The following is a 17,343-nucleotide window of genomic DNA, read 5'->3' as shown; positions in this document are numbered from 1 at the left end:
TAGCTACAACGTTACTCCGGTTTTAAAAATAGCAATCTCTCGAAAATCATTTTTTTCGTTATTTACCCATTCACCGCTAGCCACTGAAATGATGTATTGAATAAACTTACGTAACACCACATCTGACTCCTTCTCAAATAGCACTCCGGCATTAAAGTCAATCCAATGCGGTTTGGCTTCGTAAATGGGTGTATTGGTTGAAATCTTCATCGTTGGCACAAAGGCTCCAAACGGTGTGCCGCGGCCGGTCGTAAATAGAACTAATTGACAGCCTGCAGCCGCTAAGGCAGAAGAAGCAACAAGATCATTCCCAGGAGCGCTTAACAGGTTTAGACCTTTTTGTGTTAATCTTTCACCATATTTAAGGACGTCGGTTACAATCGATGTACCTGCTTTTTGAGTGCAGCCGAGAGATTTATCCTCCAAAGTAGTAATACCACCTGCTTTATTCCCAGGTGAAGGATTTTCATAGACCGGCTGTTTATTTTCAATAAAGTATTCTTTGAATTCATTAATTAGGTCCACTGTTTTTTCAAAGACTTCCTTGTCAGCCGCCCGCTCCATTAGAATCGTTTCGGCACCGAACATTTCAGGGACCTCTGTCAACACCGTTGTTCCACCTTGGGCAACCAAGAAATCCGAGAATCTTCCTAAAAGCGGATTGGCCGTGATCCCTGAAAATCCATCAGAACCACCGCATTTCAGGCCAACCTTTAATTCTGATAGCGGGACGGTCTCTCGCTTATCTCCCTTCGCATTTTCATAGATTTCCTTTAGTAACGCAACGCCCGCTTCAATTTCATCGGTCACTTCCTGGGAAACGAGAAACTTCACTCGGGTTTCATCGTATTCTCCCAGGCTTTCTTTAAATTCATATAAATTATTGTTTTCACAGCCAAGTCCAAGAACCAGAACAGCGCCGGCATTCGGGTGCAGTACGGCATCTCTTAGGATTTTCTTCGTATTGTCATGGTCATCCCCTAATTGGGAGCAGCCATAATTATGTTTCAAGACCAGAACATTTTCAAAAGGGCTTATATCACCCACTTCTTTTTCAAACAGCTTAATCATTCTTTCGGCCACGCCATTGACACAGCCTACCGTTGGAACAATCCAAAGTTCATTTCTTATCCCAACATCGCCATTACTCCTTCTGAATCCCTGGAATGTTAGGTTCTCCTTTTCATATTGGACCGTATTAAGCTTTTGATTATATTGATACTCCCGAATCCCATCTAAGTTCGTTTTTGTATTATGGGTATGAACATGTTCCCCCACAGTAATTGCTTTAACGGCATGCCCAATCGGATAGCCATACTTCACCACATGTTCATCGGCAGCAATATCTTTAATCGCTATTTTATGTCCCCTTGGTACATCGTCCTTCAGTTCAATGATGACTTCATCCACAGTAAATGTTTGACCGGCAGCTAAATCCTTTAATGCCACAACCACATTGTCTATATCATGGATCTGAATGATATCCAACATTTGCTTCCCCCCCACTATTTGGCTGTCTTTTGACCTATAAGGGATTCTACCGCCTTTTTCATTCCCAATGATTCAATCTCGTAAAGGTCATTGGCAATCGCAGCCGTTAATCCAGGCACTTGATTTAAATCCTGCTCCCACACTTTTTCGTACCCTAACACACTCCGAGCGATAGCCCTGAGACTTTCAAAGCTGCCATTATATTGGCCCCATTGCTCCTGGAATAATTCCAATACATCCTGGTCGTCTGATAGTGCAATTGATTCCTCTCCTCTCTTTCCTTTATAGAAGGAAAGAATTGCAGCAAAAGAGAAAACGAGATTTCTCGGCAGTTCCTGTTTTTGATGATAATAGTCTAGTAATGTTGGTAAATCTCGTGTCTTAAATTTAGACATTGAATTAAGTGAAATGCTTAATACGAAATGTTGGATAAATGGATTCTTGAATCGATCTAATACCGCATCTGCAAAGGCATGTAATTCATCGCTTGGCTGGTCCAAGACTGGAATAATTTCGTCATATAAAAGTTCTTTTACAAATTGCCCGACCACTTCATGGCCAACTGCTTCTGCAACCGTATCAATTCCATATAAGTAGGAAACGGGTGTCATCGCTGTATGGACACCATTTAAAATCCGGACTTTTCTCGTCCGATAAGGGGTAAGGTCATCGACAACTAAGGTATTTAGCCCTGCTAGATGGGCTGGAAATTCCTCGCGAATCCATTGCGGTCCTTCAATGACCCAAAGATGGTATTGTTCACCCACTGCCACTAGATCATCTTGATAGCCCAGCTCTTCTGTGATTTCTTCAATCGTATCCCGCGGGTAGCCTGGGACAATCCGATCGACAAGGCTCGAGCAGAAGGTATTCGCATCATGAATCCACTGAATGAACTCTTCACCAAGATTCCATTGTTCTGCATATTTCAAGATGATTTGCTTTAATTTTTCACCACCGTGATCAATCAATTCACATGGGATGATGATAAAGCCTTTTTCTCTATTCCCTTGAAATGCATTGTATCGTTGATATAAAAATGCTGTTAATTTTCCCGGAAAGCTCTTTTGCGGCCGGTCTTCTAACCGATCATTTACATTAAAGGCAATGCCTGCTTCTGTCGTATTGGAAAAAATAAACCGGATTTCCGGATTCGAAGCCAGTTCAAGATATTGATCATACTGATTAAACAGATTGATACCTCTGCTAATACTGGTGATGATGGAATGCTCCTTAACCGCTTTTCCTTCCTTCAGCCCTTGTAAATAGAGGGTATAGAGGCCATCCTGTTGATTAAGCTTTTCGACCTTTTCCTGGCCGCGCGGCTGTACTACCACAACACTGCCGTTAAAAAGATTTTTCTTATTCATGACATCAATTTGCCAATCTACAAATGCCCTGAGGAAATTACCCTCGCCAAATTGCAGAACTTTTTCCGGATATGTTTGCAAATCTTTGACTAAGCCTTTATTTAATTGTTCCATTGCGCACCTCCCCGACAATCGGGCAATTAAAATTGAAAATACTCTTTTGCATTGTTGTAGGCGATTCCTTGGACGATTTCACCCAAATACTCCGTATTATTCGGTACTTCACCATTTTCTACCCATTCACCAATGAGATAGCAGTATAATCTTCTAAAATATTCATGTCTTGTATACGATAGAAAGCTTCGTGAATCTGTCAGCATCCCGATAAACCTGCTGAAAAGACCAACATTGGCTAAGGTTTGCATTTGATCAAGCATTCCGGACTTATTATCATTAAACCACCAAGCGGTCCCAAATTGGATTTTTCCAGGAATGCCTCCTCCTTGGAAGCTGCCGATTATCGCAGCAATAACAGCATTATCATTTGGGTTTAACGAATAAATAATGGTTTTCGGCAGGGCGTTTTCCTGCTCCATCGCATTTAGTAACTGGACCAACGGCTTGGCAATTTCTTGGTCATTGATCGAATCATATCCTGTATCAGGTCCCAATTGCTCATACATCCGGGCATTATTATTTCTTAAGGCATTAATATGAAACTGCATGGCCCATCCTAACTCGGAGTACAGCTTTCCAAGGAAGGTTAAGGTATTCGCTTTATATTTCTTTTCAGCTTCAATAGAGATGTTCTTACCATCTAAAGCATCTTTAAAAATCTTTTCTGCTTCTTCCTTGGTTGAATCGGCATACATCATGACATCAATGGCATGATCCGACACTCTTCCCCCAACAGAGTGGAAAAACCGGACTCTTGCTTCAAGTGCCTGTAAAAAGCGGTCATACGAATCGATTTCAATACCGGACACCTCTTCAAGCTTCTTCACCCAATCTAGATAGCCAGCCCGATTAATTTCGAGCCCCTTATCTGGACGAAAGCTAGGAAGTACCTTTACATCAAAATCGTTTTCTTCTTTTAGTAGTTTGTGATATTCGAGGCTGTCAACAGGGTCATCCGTTGTGCAAACTACCTGGACATTAGACTTTTTAATAAACTCTCTTGCCCCAAAGCCTTCACTATTTAGTAAGGCATTCACTTTCTCCCAAATAACTGGGGCGCTTTCTTCGTTTAACAGCTGATCAATCCCAAAGAATCGCTGCAGTTCTAAATGGGTCCAATTAAACAAAGGATTCCCAATCGTCATGGGAACCGTTTTTGCCCAAGCCAGGAACTTATCATAATCACTGGCACTTCCGGTAATGTACTCTTCTTCGATTCCATTACTTCTCATTAACCGCCATTTATAGTGATCGCCGTATAACCAGATATCCGTAATGTTTTTGAATTTCTTATTTTCATAGATTTCCTTTGGACTTAAATGGCAATGATAGTCAATGATTGGCATATCCTTTGCATATTCATGATACAAACGAACCGATGTTTCATTATTTAATAAAAAATTCTCACCCATGAAGTTTCGCATGATGGCACCCCGTCTTTCTTTAAAATTAGGCTTTTTCGTATTTTTCCCTTAAGTAGGCAATGCTTCCATCAATAAATGGTTCCTTCGTACTTTCCATTAACATTGTCATATAGGGCTTCTTGTTTTTTAATAATTTGAATAACGCGTCATAATTTAACATACCATGACCCACTGGGACGATTTTGACCTGCTGATTCTCGATGATAAAATCCTTTGCATGCAGAATCACCATCCTGTCTCCAAACAGTTCAAACGCTTCTTTCATAACTGCTTCCTGATTTTGATAATTATCGAGTGAGATAAAGTTGGCCGGGTCATAGATAACTTGAAGATTATTAGAAGGAACAGCATCAAGTAATCGTTTCATCCGGCCAGGGGTATGAATCGGGTGATTGATTCCTCCTTCGATCCCCACAATCACCCCAAATCGTTCAGCCTCGTAAACTAGTTCTTTGACACTTTCGGCTACTTCATGAAACGGCCGTTCCTTAAAGTTTTCCTCTGTATACGATATTTCGGCCTGAACATTTCCTGTCTCCGTTCCGACAATGCTGCAGCCGAAATCCCTCGCAAAGCGAAGATGCTCTTTGAAACGTTCCAATTCTTTTCTTCTTTCCGTTTGGTCAGGATGGATCATGTTGATATAGCAGCCTAGTACGGCAATTTGAATATCTCGTTTATGAAAAACAGATCTAATCGTATGAGCAAAACCAGGACTTAAACTTCCTAATCCCGTATTAGTATTTTTTAAGGTTTTGCTCAGTGCTAGCTGAACAGAGGTTAATCCTTTTGCTGCTGCCTCATTTGCTATCTCCTCTATGGAAAGGTTTTCAAAATCATGGGCCCGGATTCCTAAATTTACAACCATATTGATCCCCCGTTTATTTTGGTAGCTTTGTTAAACTAAATTGTTGATTTACTCTCCAGGCGCTTCGCTTTCCGCGGGCGTGCCGGGAAGCCTCCTCGGAGCTTTGGTGGCGCCTCCGGGGTCTCCCCTGCCCCGTACTCCCGCAGGAGTCTTCGCGCCTTCCGCTCCAATCAACAGTGTTAAAAATCAACAATGCCCTTTAACATAGCCATTTTGGTAAAAGCCGTATCACTTCATGATGTGATACGGCTTTTTTTTAATTATCTAGCCAGCCAACCGCCGTCAACTGCTAAAATATGTCCGTTCATATAGTCAGATGCTCTGCTCGCTAAGAACACCACCACGCCCATTAAATCGGCAGGAGTTGCCCAGCGTCCAGCCGGAATTCGTGAGGTGATTTCCGCTTTACGGACTTGATCTTCTAGAATTGGAGCTGTATTGGCTGTCTCCACATATCCAGGTGCAATCGCATTGATTTGAACGCCATATTGTGCTAATTCATTTGCAAATGCTTTGGTTACCCCTGCAACCCCGTGCTTGCTTGCAGTATATGGCGGTACGAATTTTCCACCTTGGAAAGAAAGCATGGAGGCAACATTAATAATCTTGCCGCTCTTCTGTTCCACCATGACTTTGGCTACTTCTTGACTTAAGAAATATAGAGAGTTTAAGTTGAGCTCCATTACAGCATCCCAATCTTCTGGTGTATACTCAAGCAACGGTGCACGGCGAATGGTGCCGGCATTGTTTACTAATATATCAATTCTTCCATAAGCACTAACACATGCGGCTGCCACATCTTTTAAGATTTCGCGATTCGATAAATCCGCTTGGAAAAACTCAACGCGACGCCCTTCTTGCTCGATTAGCCCTCTGGTTTCATCCCAATTGTTCCCATGAGTCACTATAAATAGGTCAGCACCGGCCTTGGCAAGTGCCACGGCATAGCCTTGGCCTAATCCTGTATTACCTCCCGTAACCATCGCAACCTTACCGGTCAGGGAGAAAAAGTCTAGTGAGAAATTATTTAATTGGATGGTCATCCGTTATACCTCCTAATCTGTTAATCTATTACGTTCTATCTCAAATCTTCCATTTTTACATGATCCATATCATCATAGGTAATATTTTCGCCGCACATTCCCCAAATGAATGTGTAATTGCTGGTGGCTGTTCCTGTATGGATGGACCAGCTTGGAGAAATGGCAGCCTGCTCGTTTTTAATAACTAGATGTCTTGTTTCATTCGGTTGTCCCATGAAATGAAAAACACGAGTTTCAGGTTCCATATCAAAGTACAAGTACACTTCCATCCGGCGCTCATGGGTATGGCATGGCATCGTGTTCCAGACACTTCCTGGTGACAACATCGTTAGTCCCATTTGCAGCTGGCAGCTTTCACAAACATTAGGATGAACATACTGATAGATTTTTCTTTCATTCAATGTGCCTGGCTCACCAGCCTCAAGCGGCTTAATTTTGTTGATATCGATTTTGACGGTTGGATACTTATGATGAGCAGGAGTAGAATTGATATAAAACTTCGCAGGATTATTGGCATCCTTTGAACGGAACAGAACTTCCTCTGTGCCTTTGCCTACATAAAGACCATCACGGCGCTGCATTTCATATTCGACTCCATCAAGAATAACGGAACCGTCACCGCCAATATTAATGATTCCTAATTCACGGCGCTCTAGGAAATAGTTGACACCGAGCTGCTTATCAAGCTTAATCGTCAATTCCTTTTCTGCAGGAGTGACCCCGCCAAAAATCATCCGGTCCACGTGTGTATAAGTTAGATGAACCTTCCCTGGTTCAAAAAGTGTTTCCACAAGGAAATGCTTCCTTAATTCGTCTGTATTGTAACGTTTGATCTCTTCTGGGTGATTTGCGTAACGAGTTTCCATATTGGAATCCCTCCTTCAATATAGTTAGCGAACAATTTTCCCTGGTTTATTGCTGGCAAATTCTTTTATCTCATTCGGTGAGAAGATATTGCAGTCTCCATGTACGGTATGCTTCAATACCGATGCAGCCGCGGCAAATTCTACTAGCTCCTCGGGAGCCATTCCCTCAACGATCCCATATAGGATTCCAGCAGCAAAGGCATCACCGCCGCCAATCCGCTCTACAATATGATCGATTTGATGAACCTTTGACTGGTATAACTCTCCATCGAGATAATAATTCCCTTGAAGTGTATTAGTCGAGGCTGAAATGACCTGACGGAAAGTAGAGCTCATAAATCGGATGTTTGGGTACAATTGTTTTATTTTTTGATAATAATATTTGAGCTTGGCTCTGCCTTCTAATGCTGGCGCCGCTTTTTCAATTCCTAATAAATAAATCGCATCGAGTTCTCCGCAAAAGCAGCCATCCACGTATGGAAGGAATGTCTTGATTGTGTCTGAAGCTTCTTCCTGTCTCCATAATTTAGCGCGATAGTTAAAATCAAAGCTTGTGGTAACTCCATGTTCCTTTGCTTTTTTCAAGGAGTGTAAAACAAGCTCTCGCAAACTTGGAGAAAGGGCAGCAGTAATCCCGGTAACATGAAAAAGGGAAGCATCTTGAAAAATTTCATCAAAGTCGATTTCTTCTATCGTTAATTGTGAAAAACTAGAGTATTTCCGGTCATAGGTTACTTGGGCACTTCTAGGGCCGACCCCTGACTCTACATAATAGGTTCCCAGCCTTTCTCCACCCTTTAGTAAAAAATCAGTTTGGACTCCATTTGCCTGCAAATGTCTGTCGACAGCCATTCCGAGCATGTTTTCTGGCACCTTACTGACAAATTGAACATGATGTCCGAAACGAGCTAATGAAACGGCCACATTTGCTTCGGCTCCGCCATAGTGCATCTGAACCTGATCTGCTTTAAAGAGCCTCTCCCCAATATTCGTAGAGAACCTAAGCATGATTTCCCCTAGAGTAATAATCTTTTTCATCGTTTACGCCTCTCTAGCAATCTGGACTTTTTTTACGTATTCTCTTGCGTATTCCGTAATTTTTTCAAAATGGCCTGTTTTGGCTGGGGCAGATAAGTTACCGCCTACGCCTACAGCTGCACAGCCATTTTTAATCCATTGACCTACATTCTCTAAGTCCACGCCGCCTGTAGGCATAATATTTGCCTGCGGAAGCGGTCCTTTAACTGCCTTGATAAAGTCCGGTCCATAGGCACTTCCAGGGAAGAGCTTCACAATGTCACAACCAAATTCCAGTGCGTGCTTTATTTCTGTGATCGTCATACAGCCAGGCATATAGGGAATTTGATAGAGATTACATAATTTAGCTGTATCTGCATCAAAACATGGACTGACAATGAACTGTGCCCCAGCTAAAATGGCAATCCTTGCAGTGGCAGCATCAAGAACGGTGCCCGCCCCAATGACGACATCCGAATTATTTTGATAAACAGACGCTAACTCTTTAATCACATCATCGGCACCTTTAACTGTAAAGGTCACTTCAATCCCGGATATCCCTCCGCTCACACAGGCTTCTGAGATTTTTACGGCCTCTTCGGAGGAGTCTGCTCGAACAACCGCGACTACACCGCAATCCGTAATTTTTGATAAAATAGTATATTTATTCATAAATTCCACTCCCACTATTGTGTCTGATTCGGAAATTTACATGATTAACAACAACTCACACGTTGATTATATAAAGCAATGAAAGGGGTTACAATTCATCTAGGCAAAGTCCTTAAAATCTCAAACGATTATCTTAAAAATTTCAACAATAAAAAAACATCCGGATGGAATCCTCCTTATCAAGGTGGATTCCATTCGGATGTCTATTTATCCTATTGCTCCAGCCTATTTAAACTTTTTCTTAAACTCAGCCGGTGTAAAGCTTGTATACTTTTTGAAACAAATACCAAAATATTGAGGGTTGCTATAGCCTACTTTTTCACAAACTTCATAGGTTTTTATATTTCCACCGCCTAATAGTTCCATCGCCTTCTTCATTCGTAATTCCAACAAGTAATCTCCAAAATTAAACCCTTTCTCCAATTTAAAGAGGTTACTTAAATAAGGGGTGCTGACATGAATGATCTCGGCTACCTTTTGAAGGGTTAAACTACTATCATGGAAATGGTTCTTCATATACTCGATCGCCTGGTCGACATGGCTTAAATAATTCTTTTCCTTCTTTTTAAACATCGCATTCCACCATTGCTCGATTAGTCCATGCAGAATCTCGGTCATTTCCGTCAGCGTCCGCAATTCCATAATATCCTTATAAATATCGGATGCGTTAAAGCTATTGGTATCTTCCTTTTTCCATTTTTCAATTTCAAAAAAGAGCATTGTACTAAATTTTAACGCAAGAACCTTTAAATCAGATAATGGAACTGTTTTTCTCTCGACAATCGCTTTACCTAACTCGCTCAGTACGTCATCAGCTTTATCAGGCAGTCCTAATTTTATTTGATTTTCTAATTTCCATTCTAATTCTTTGACGTAATCTTCTTTTTGTTCACATGTAGAAACGGTTTCATCTAGAGAAAACACTCGGCCGGTTCCCATAATATGCCTCATATCCATAGCCAGCCTGGCTTCTAGAAAGGATTTTCCCACTTCGAACATATTAGGATATGTCCTGCCAAACGTAATGGTAATGGTCTCCTCTGTTTGATGACTGAGTATATGGAACAATTCTTGAGCCAACTGCCCCTTTCTTGCATCATTTTCGTTTTCAAGGGAAAGCAGGACGGCTAATTCATCTGTATCTGCCTTCATCACCCTACTGTTCATTTCATTAAAAACCGTTGAATTCAGCTTTTTTTGTAAAAGATGAATGTCCATATCCCACATCGACGTATGCTTAACAAGAATAACTGCGAAAAACGGCCCATCCATTTGGACCCCCAGCTCGAATAGTTCCTTCTCTACATCAATCCGGGATTCATCCTCTTTGGTCAACCTTTGAAAAAATTGCTGTTGAAGCAACGGTAATGATTCTATCATTCTTTTTTCGACTACGGTCTCCTTTTCCCAATCAGCAGCAGCTTCCTTTGCCTTTTTAAGCAAATATTCTGAATCCACTGGCTTTAAGAGATAGTCATACGCTTTTAATTTGATCGCTTCTTGCGCATATTTAAAATCTTCATATCCTGTCAGAAAAATAATTCTCGTATCTGGACTTTTCTCTTTAATGTGTTTCGCCATTTCTAAACCACTCATGAACGGCATATTGATATCGGAAACGACCACCTGCGGCTGTTCCTTTTCAATTAATTCCAGTGCGATTTCACCGTCTCCTGCTTCGCCTGCAATCACAAAACCATGTTCTTCCCAAGGAATGGACTGACATATGCCCCTGCGAATAATTCTATCATCTTCTACAACGATCACTTTATGCATGCTCATTAATCTCCCCTTTTGTTTTGGGAATCGTAATGCTAACTACAGTTCCACTGCCAGGTTCACTTGCAATCGTAAGACCAAAATTGTTTCCGAAGTGAATTTTAATCCGTTCATTAACACTTTTTAAGCCAATACCAAGGTATTTCTTCTTCTCTTGGTAAGAGGCTTCTATTTCTTGCAAAATTTCTTGTAATTTATCCGATTCAATCCCATTACCATTATCGATCACCTCTAAATGGATCGTATCCTCCCTCTGATATCCCTTTATGGTAATTTTACCCAATCCCCGTTTTCGCTTCACCCCGTGATAGATCGCATTTTCAATCAGCGGCTGTAAAGAAAGTTTAATAATATTATAGGATAAAATATCTTCATCCACAGCTATTTCATAGGAAAAATCGTCCCCGTAGCGCATTTCCTGAATAAACAGATAATGCTGAATATGTTCCATTTCTTCGCGAATAGAAATGATTTCCTTCCCTTTGCTAATTCCAATTCGAAAAAAACTCGAAAGGGCAGTTATCATTTGGCTTGCATCCTTATTCAGCCCCATATCACACAATCCTTTAATCGAATACATCGTGTTATAGAGAAAATGTGGATTAATTTGGGCGTGCATAATCGCAAATTCTAATTGTCGTTTCTCTTCTTGTTCTAACCGAATCTGTTCCAATAAGGTATTGATCCGAACAATTAACTCTTTAAATCCTGTATGAAGAATCTTCATTTCTTCCGGGCCAGACATTTCAAACTCAAAATCGAGATGTTGTTTATCAATCATTCCCATTTGTTTGGCCATTTTATTAAAAGGCTTCGAAATATATTTTCCAACAATGTTGGTGAGAAATGTGGCACCCATGATCATCAATACAATTAATAAAATCGTAAAGTCTTTAATGTAATTCACTTTTTTTAAAATTTCATCTTGAGGAATAACAGCGGCTATTTTCCAGTTATTCGCACTTAATGTATCGTAAATCACAATCATATCTTCTCCAGCAGCATTTTCATAAGAGAATTTACCCTTTTCCTTTTGTAAATGTTGTAAAGAGTGAAGAGTGGATGGATCCAATTTGTAATCCTTTTTTACTGTTTTAGATTCATAGATTCCATCAGGACTAATCAAAGTCAGATATCCATTATCTCCGATTAATGATTTATTCAATACTTGCTCAAAAAATTCTGCTCGTAAATTAAATAATACAATCCCTTTTGCTGGTGAATGCTGCTTTTCCAGTAATCTAAAAATCGACAGGACTCGATTATTTTGATTAAATTCCTGATCATAATGAATATTTCTCCAATAAAAGCCTTCCTTGTTTCCGTTAAAATTGGCAAAATAGTCATTATAATTTATCGTTGGATTGGAATTATAGCTGCTATGATAAAGTAAAAAATCATTTTGATTAAGATTCACTAGAACGGAGTCAAGGATTACATTGTATCTTGAATAAATAAACTTCAGATTATTATCAATCTCTACATACGACTCTGGCTTTATCTCTGATTTCTCCTTATCTACTAATGATAGAATCCTTGGATCATTCGATAAAGAGACGAATTGCTGAAACACATCTGATAGCATATTATCGAGGTAATTCTTTGTCTGGAAAATCGTATCATTTACATTTTTATAGGCATTCTCTTCAATTTGAGCCGTTGCCAGCTGAGTAGACACCCATCCAGTAATGAAAATAAAAATAACAATGATAGGTAAATAGAGAGTCATTATGGTCGACTTAAAGGAATAGAAAAAATATTTGCGAATAAAGTTATTTATCTTTGCATCCATTATAGAAGGACCCCTAGTAGTTATAAAATTAATAAATATTCATTAAACCTTTTGAAACCGTTTTCCCGCATTTTATCATATTATAAAATTAATGGTCAATTAGACTTTTCACGCAATTCCGAGATTTCTTCGAGAAATCTAGCAGGCAGTTGTTATTCTACGATATGGAAATTTACTGAATTAAGCTAAAAGGGATAATGGGGTAAACCATTCATAAAAAATACGAACAGCAGCCAGATGATGATCTAGCTGCTGTTTGACTCTTATATTCCCTGCGGCCCAAATAACCTTAGGGCTTGCACCGCTTCATTACCATTGTTTTTAATCATAAAACTGGATACTTGCGCTGGAATAAATAGCTGGGCCCCTTTTTTTACAGGCAGACGTTCCTCGCCTGTTATAAGGACGGCATCACCAGAAAGAATATACAATCCGGAAAAAACACCGTCCCCTTGAACTTCCAGCTGATCCTGGACTTCCACCTGGGTCATCCTAAAATAAGGTGTTCGTTTATAGCCAATCAGTTCGATTTCTTTACTGCCCTCAGACTCGCTTAATATTTCTGGAGCTACCTGCCACTTTTCAAGCGTTTCTTCCCGTGTATACGTGTCGTACTTAAAAATATCAAACATTTTCTCAAAGCCTAAGCCTTGATGGATTAAGAAATCATCAATGGGTAAGCCTGAAGGTGATTTCTTCTCCATCCGGATGGTATAATCTGAAGGCTCCTGAATCTCCACCAATAAGCAGCCTGATCCAATCGCATGCGGGACACCTGCTTCTATTAAGAAAGTATCACCAGCTTTCACTTCATATTTGTGTAAACAATCAAGCATACCTTGGACATCTTGTTCATCAAACAAAGCCTTCCATTGTTCTCTTGTTACACCCGGTTTAAAGCCAATATACACATGCGGTGGTACACCATCTATTTCTCTGCCGCCGACAAAGTGCCAGCATTCTGTTTTTCCATACAAGGAATTAAATAATTTCTGAGCCTTCTCCCTGTCTGGGTGGGTCTGAATAATCAACCGCTCAGCTGAATCGATTAACTTCACTAATACTCCTGTTTGCTTACCGAATTGCGCTACATGATGTTTCCCTAGAAATTCAACCGGATTTTTCTCGACCAGTTCTTTCAATGAAATATCTCTATCAGCCAGGTCCAGATTGCTTAATCCTTCTTCTTGAATATGTTCACGGTCGGCATTTCTAGTCGTTGAAATGATCGACATCATCCATTCTTCAGGAAAATGACTATCCTGTGGCTGCTCGATTCCATGTAGCTCATCGATGAGTTTTCCTCCTAAATAGGTGCGCCAAGCCCTAGTTGGTGAAAGCTTGAGGGGCTGTGAGCCATCAATTTTTATTGTAATTACCGTCAAAATAAGAACCCCCTGTCCAATAGATAGAATAGAAAGCTCCCATATCCATGGAAGCTCTCCTATTCATCATATTATTCTAAGATAATATTATTTTTCGTTATTCAGTTCATAGAGAGCCATACTTGCTAAGATAAATGCCCCCATGCCATGCAAGTCATTTTCAGACGTCGGACGAGATACGTAGTAATCGTATGTGCCTGCAGAGGTACCGATCACAATTCCTTTTAATGTAAAGGAATTGTCGTCCGTTTCCACCATATGCTTTAATAATCCTGCATAGGCTTTCTGACAAACCTCACGATAAGACTCATCCACAATCCCATGCTTAATGGCTTTGGCAATAAAATATAAGAATAGTGCCGAACATGATGATTCCAGCCAGTTGTCTGGACGATCTCCTTTATCGACAACGTTATACCAAAGCCCAGTTTTTTCATCCTGGAAATTTACGATAGCAGGAATGAAGCTTTGTAGGGATTGAATCCATGCCTCTTGACCACGGTTCTTTTCGCCCAAAATTTCTAACATATCAATGAGTGCCGCACCGTACCAGCCAACGGAACGTCCCCAGAAGTCCGGTGAACAGCCTGTTTCTGACTCTGCCCACGGCTGCACTCTTTTCTCATCCCACGCGTGGAAAAGCAGGCCTGTTTTAGGATCTGTCATATGCTTGCGCATAAGCTTTTCTTGAAGCAACACGTGCTGTACTAATTCTTCTTCCTGGAAATGCTTGCTGTACAGCAGCATGAATGGTCCGCCCATAAATAAGCCATCCAGCCACATTTGATAAGGGTATTTTTCCTTGTGCCAGAAGCCGTTTTCAGATGTTCTGTTGATGGTATCTAATGCACTTCTTAATTTCTTTGCGGCAATCATATATTTTGGATTCTTTGTCTTTTCATATAAAGGAAACAACAGAATCCCTGCCATTGTCGAGTCGAGCTGATCTCTCTCGAAAACAACGTTTCCTTCTTCATCGATTAGATGGTCGTAATAGGCCTGAATGTAATTTAAGTACTCTTCTTTGCCTGTTGCTTCCCAAACTCGGTACATTCCATATAAAAATACGCCTTGGTGATAATGAAACCAATTTACTGGAGGTAATTCTTCAGCACGGAATGTATTCATTAACGCTTGGCATGCTTTTTCTGCCATCAATAACGTTGTTTCTGTTTTGATTGGTTCAGTTGTTATTCCCATTCTTTATTCTCCTTTTTAAAACATGTCTTAATTTTTATTTCTCATATAGGACAACTGGGTGTTAATAAAATCAACACCCAGTAAAAGAAGCTTTAATTACTTTTTAAATGTTTCATCGTATTTCTTTTTAGAGTCTTCGATTGCTTTTGCCCATTGGTCTAGGAATTCTTTTGCTGTCATTTTTCCACTCATGACTGCCTGAACACCAGGATCTACGACACCGTCAAGAATGGAGCGGTAATCTGGTAAATAGAATGGAGGCATATAAATCTTTGTTTTAGGATCGTTGTATACATCAAATGCAACCTTAATGTGCTGCGCTTTCTGTACCCATTCATCATCTAATACAACTTTATTAGTAGGGATTTGACCTGTTTGTTCATTCCAGTAGCTTTGTGCTTCAGCAGAGTTAACAAACTCTACAAATTTCCAAGCTTCTTTAGCATGCTTTGTAGATTTGAAAATACCAAGGTTAACGGCATTTCCACCCTCAGCAACATATTTGCCATCATCTGTTTGTGGAAGTGGAATCAATTTAAATGAACCTGCTGGCAATGCTTTGCTATGTTCACCGAAAGAACCTGGGTTGTGGTGTACCATTGCTACAACTCCGGTATCAAAGCCGGCAATCATTTCTTTATATCCATTGGTAATGTCACTCTTAGGCGTAAATTTGTTATAGTTAGAGAAATACTTTTCAACAAATTCCACATGTTTAGGATCATTTATGTTGGTTTTACCTTTTTTATCAAAAAAGTCTAAACCACTGTACGCAAACATCGCTCTTTGAATCGTGAAAGATGCACCGGCTCCGCCGCGGATCGTAAAGCCATAACGGTTATTTGCTTTATCCGTCATTTTTTCAACTACATTAAAGAATTCGTCCCATGTTTTTGGCTCTTGGACGCCAGCTTTTTCAAACCAGTCGGTACGAATCCATAATGAATCCAAGTTTTGCGCATAAGGAATACCATAAAGCTTGCCATCTTGAGTGATTTTCTTATTTACGTCTGTTGCGCCTTTGTTAATTTTCTTGCTGATTTCTGATTTATTAAAATAAGAATCTAGTGGAAGCAATGCTTTACGAATTGAGAATTCCGGAAGCCAAGTTGTTTGCATAGAACCAATATCCGGCGTATCTTCCGCTGCAATCGCTGCATCATATTTTGATTTTGCGGAAGCATTTGGAATACCAACATACTCAATATCAATGTCCGGGTACTTGGCTTCAAATCGCTTAATAACTTCTTCCCATACAGGGGTACGAGCTGGACCAGCGTTTTCATCCCAAAATTGGAGGGTAACAGGTTCATCTGTTTTAGTTGCCGCTTTTTTGGTTGTAGAAGAAGCTTTTTCTCCGCCGCCGCAGCCAGTAAGCAGCATTCCGGTTGCCATTGTTAGTGCAAGAACGGAAGTAGTAACTTTTTTCTTTAACATGGTATTGCCCCCTTAAATTTTTTTAGTAAATATTATTTTTAATTAGCCTTTCACTGCTCCACCCATACCGTTTACTAGGTGTTTCTGTGCATAGGCAAATAGGATAACTGCCGGGATTAAAGCGATTACACTTCCAGCTGCCAAAGCTCCATAGTTGATACTAAATTCTCCCATCATTGAACTTAAACCAACAGGGAGAGTGAATTTGGCTTGTTTATTCGTCAGCATCAATGCAATTAAAAATTCATTCCAGGTATAAATGAAGGTAAAGACTCCCGTTGCCACTATACCAGGCATCAATAAAGGAAAGACTACATGGCGCAATGATTGTAATTTCGTACAGCCATCCATCATCGCTGCCTCCTCTAATTCCTTAGGAACATTGGAGATAAATCCGCTCATCAAGATTGTGGTAAATGGAATCTCTACAGCCGTATACGTAATAATAAGTGAAAGCGGGTTACTGATCAGCCCGAGATTTTTGAAGATGATGAACAAAGGAATGATCATCATGGCTCTTGGGATGAACTGAGTACATAACAGCATGAGCATGAAGGCGCGCTTGCCCTTGAATTGGTATCTGCTTAAGGCATATCCAGATAGAGTAGAACAAATGAGAACTACAATTACCGTAAATACACCCACGATTAAACTATTTTTAAAGAAGGTAGCAAAACCGACATTGTTCCAGGCATTGACAAAGTTATCAACTGTTGGCGTAATCGGCATATACTGCAACGGACGTTTTACGATATCCCCTTCAGGTTTAAAAGCTGTATTAAGTGTCCAGTAAATTGGGAAGATGGTAAAACATAACATCATCGTCAAAGGAAGATACAGAGTTAAGAGTTTGTCTGCTTTTTTATTTGCTGTAAACATCTA

General features: G+C 40.2%; 14 protein-coding genes. All 14 read right to left on the bottom strand.

The window, feature by feature from the left end:
* Positions 1–3: 3 nt before the first annotated feature.
* Positions 4–1,491, bottom strand: coding sequence for a UxaA family hydrolase (locus LC455_RS05220; RefSeq protein ID WP_223588802.1), 1,488 nt, complete (start codon positions 1,489–1,491; stop codon positions 4–6).
* Between the two features lie 14 nt (positions 1,492–1,505).
* A complete protein-coding gene (locus tag LC455_RS05215) occupies positions 1,506–2,975 on the bottom strand; it encodes a tagaturonate reductase (protein ID WP_223588800.1) in 1,470 nt (489 codons plus the stop codon).
* Positions 2,976–3,001: 26 nt separating this feature from the next.
* Positions 3,002–4,402, bottom strand: a complete 1,401-nt coding sequence (uxaC, locus tag LC455_RS05210) for a glucuronate isomerase (protein ID WP_223588798.1) — start codon at positions 4,400–4,402, stop codon at positions 3,002–3,004.
* Between the two features lie 25 nt (positions 4,403–4,427).
* A complete protein-coding gene (locus LC455_RS05205; protein ID WP_223588797.1) occupies positions 4,428–5,270 on the bottom strand; it encodes a sugar phosphate isomerase/epimerase family protein in 843 nt (280 codons plus the stop codon).
* A gap of 260 nt (positions 5,271–5,530) precedes the next feature.
* Entirely contained in the window at positions 5,531–6,307 is a 777-nt protein-coding gene (kduD, locus tag LC455_RS05200; RefSeq protein WP_223589816.1) for a 2-dehydro-3-deoxy-D-gluconate 5-dehydrogenase KduD, read from the bottom strand.
* Between the two features lie 41 nt (positions 6,308–6,348).
* Complete coding sequence (gene kduI / locus LC455_RS05195) at positions 6,349–7,179, bottom strand: 5-dehydro-4-deoxy-D-glucuronate isomerase (protein ID WP_223588795.1); 831 nt, start codon at positions 7,177–7,179, stop codon at positions 6,349–6,351.
* Positions 7,180–7,203: 24 nt separating this feature from the next.
* Positions 7,204–8,217, bottom strand: a complete 1,014-nt coding sequence (locus tag LC455_RS05190) for a sugar kinase (protein ID WP_223588794.1) — start codon at positions 8,215–8,217, stop codon at positions 7,204–7,206.
* Between the two features lie 3 nt (positions 8,218–8,220).
* Positions 8,221–8,868, bottom strand: a complete 648-nt coding sequence (locus LC455_RS05185; RefSeq protein ID WP_223588792.1) for a bifunctional 4-hydroxy-2-oxoglutarate aldolase/2-dehydro-3-deoxy-phosphogluconate aldolase — start codon at positions 8,866–8,868, stop codon at positions 8,221–8,223.
* A 225-nt stretch (positions 8,869–9,093) separates the two neighbouring features.
* Positions 9,094–10,650: a response regulator gene (locus LC455_RS05180; protein ID WP_223588791.1), complete on the bottom strand. Its 1,557-nt coding sequence runs from the start codon at positions 10,648–10,650 to the stop codon at positions 9,094–9,096.
* A complete protein-coding gene (locus tag LC455_RS05175; RefSeq protein WP_223588789.1) occupies positions 10,637–12,439 on the bottom strand; it encodes a sensor histidine kinase in 1,803 nt (600 codons plus the stop codon). Before LC455_RS05175 ends, LC455_RS05180 begins: the two co-directional genes overlap by 14 nt.
* A gap of 263 nt (positions 12,440–12,702) precedes the next feature.
* On the bottom strand, positions 12,703–13,824 hold the full coding sequence (locus LC455_RS05170) for a type I phosphomannose isomerase catalytic subunit (protein ID WP_223588788.1): 1,122 nt from the start codon (positions 13,822–13,824) through the stop codon (positions 12,703–12,705).
* A gap of 87 nt (positions 13,825–13,911) precedes the next feature.
* Positions 13,912–15,024, bottom strand: a complete 1,113-nt coding sequence (locus tag LC455_RS05165) for a glycoside hydrolase family 88/105 protein (protein WP_440446380.1) — start codon at positions 15,022–15,024, stop codon at positions 13,912–13,914.
* Positions 15,025–15,120: 96 nt separating this feature from the next.
* Entirely contained in the window at positions 15,121–16,461 is a 1,341-nt protein-coding gene (locus tag LC455_RS05160; protein WP_223588786.1) for an ABC transporter substrate-binding protein, read from the bottom strand.
* A gap of 42 nt (positions 16,462–16,503) precedes the next feature.
* Positions 16,504–17,340 (bottom strand): carbohydrate ABC transporter permease, encoded by an 837-nt coding sequence (locus LC455_RS05155; RefSeq protein WP_223588785.1) that lies wholly within the window; start codon positions 17,338–17,340, stop codon positions 16,504–16,506.
* Between the last annotated feature and the right edge of the window lie 3 nt (positions 17,341–17,343).

Source organism: Neobacillus bataviensis (assembly GCF_019969725.1).
The sequence above is the reverse complement of the archived record's forward strand: the minus strand, read 5'-3'. Positions and strand labels throughout refer to the sequence as shown.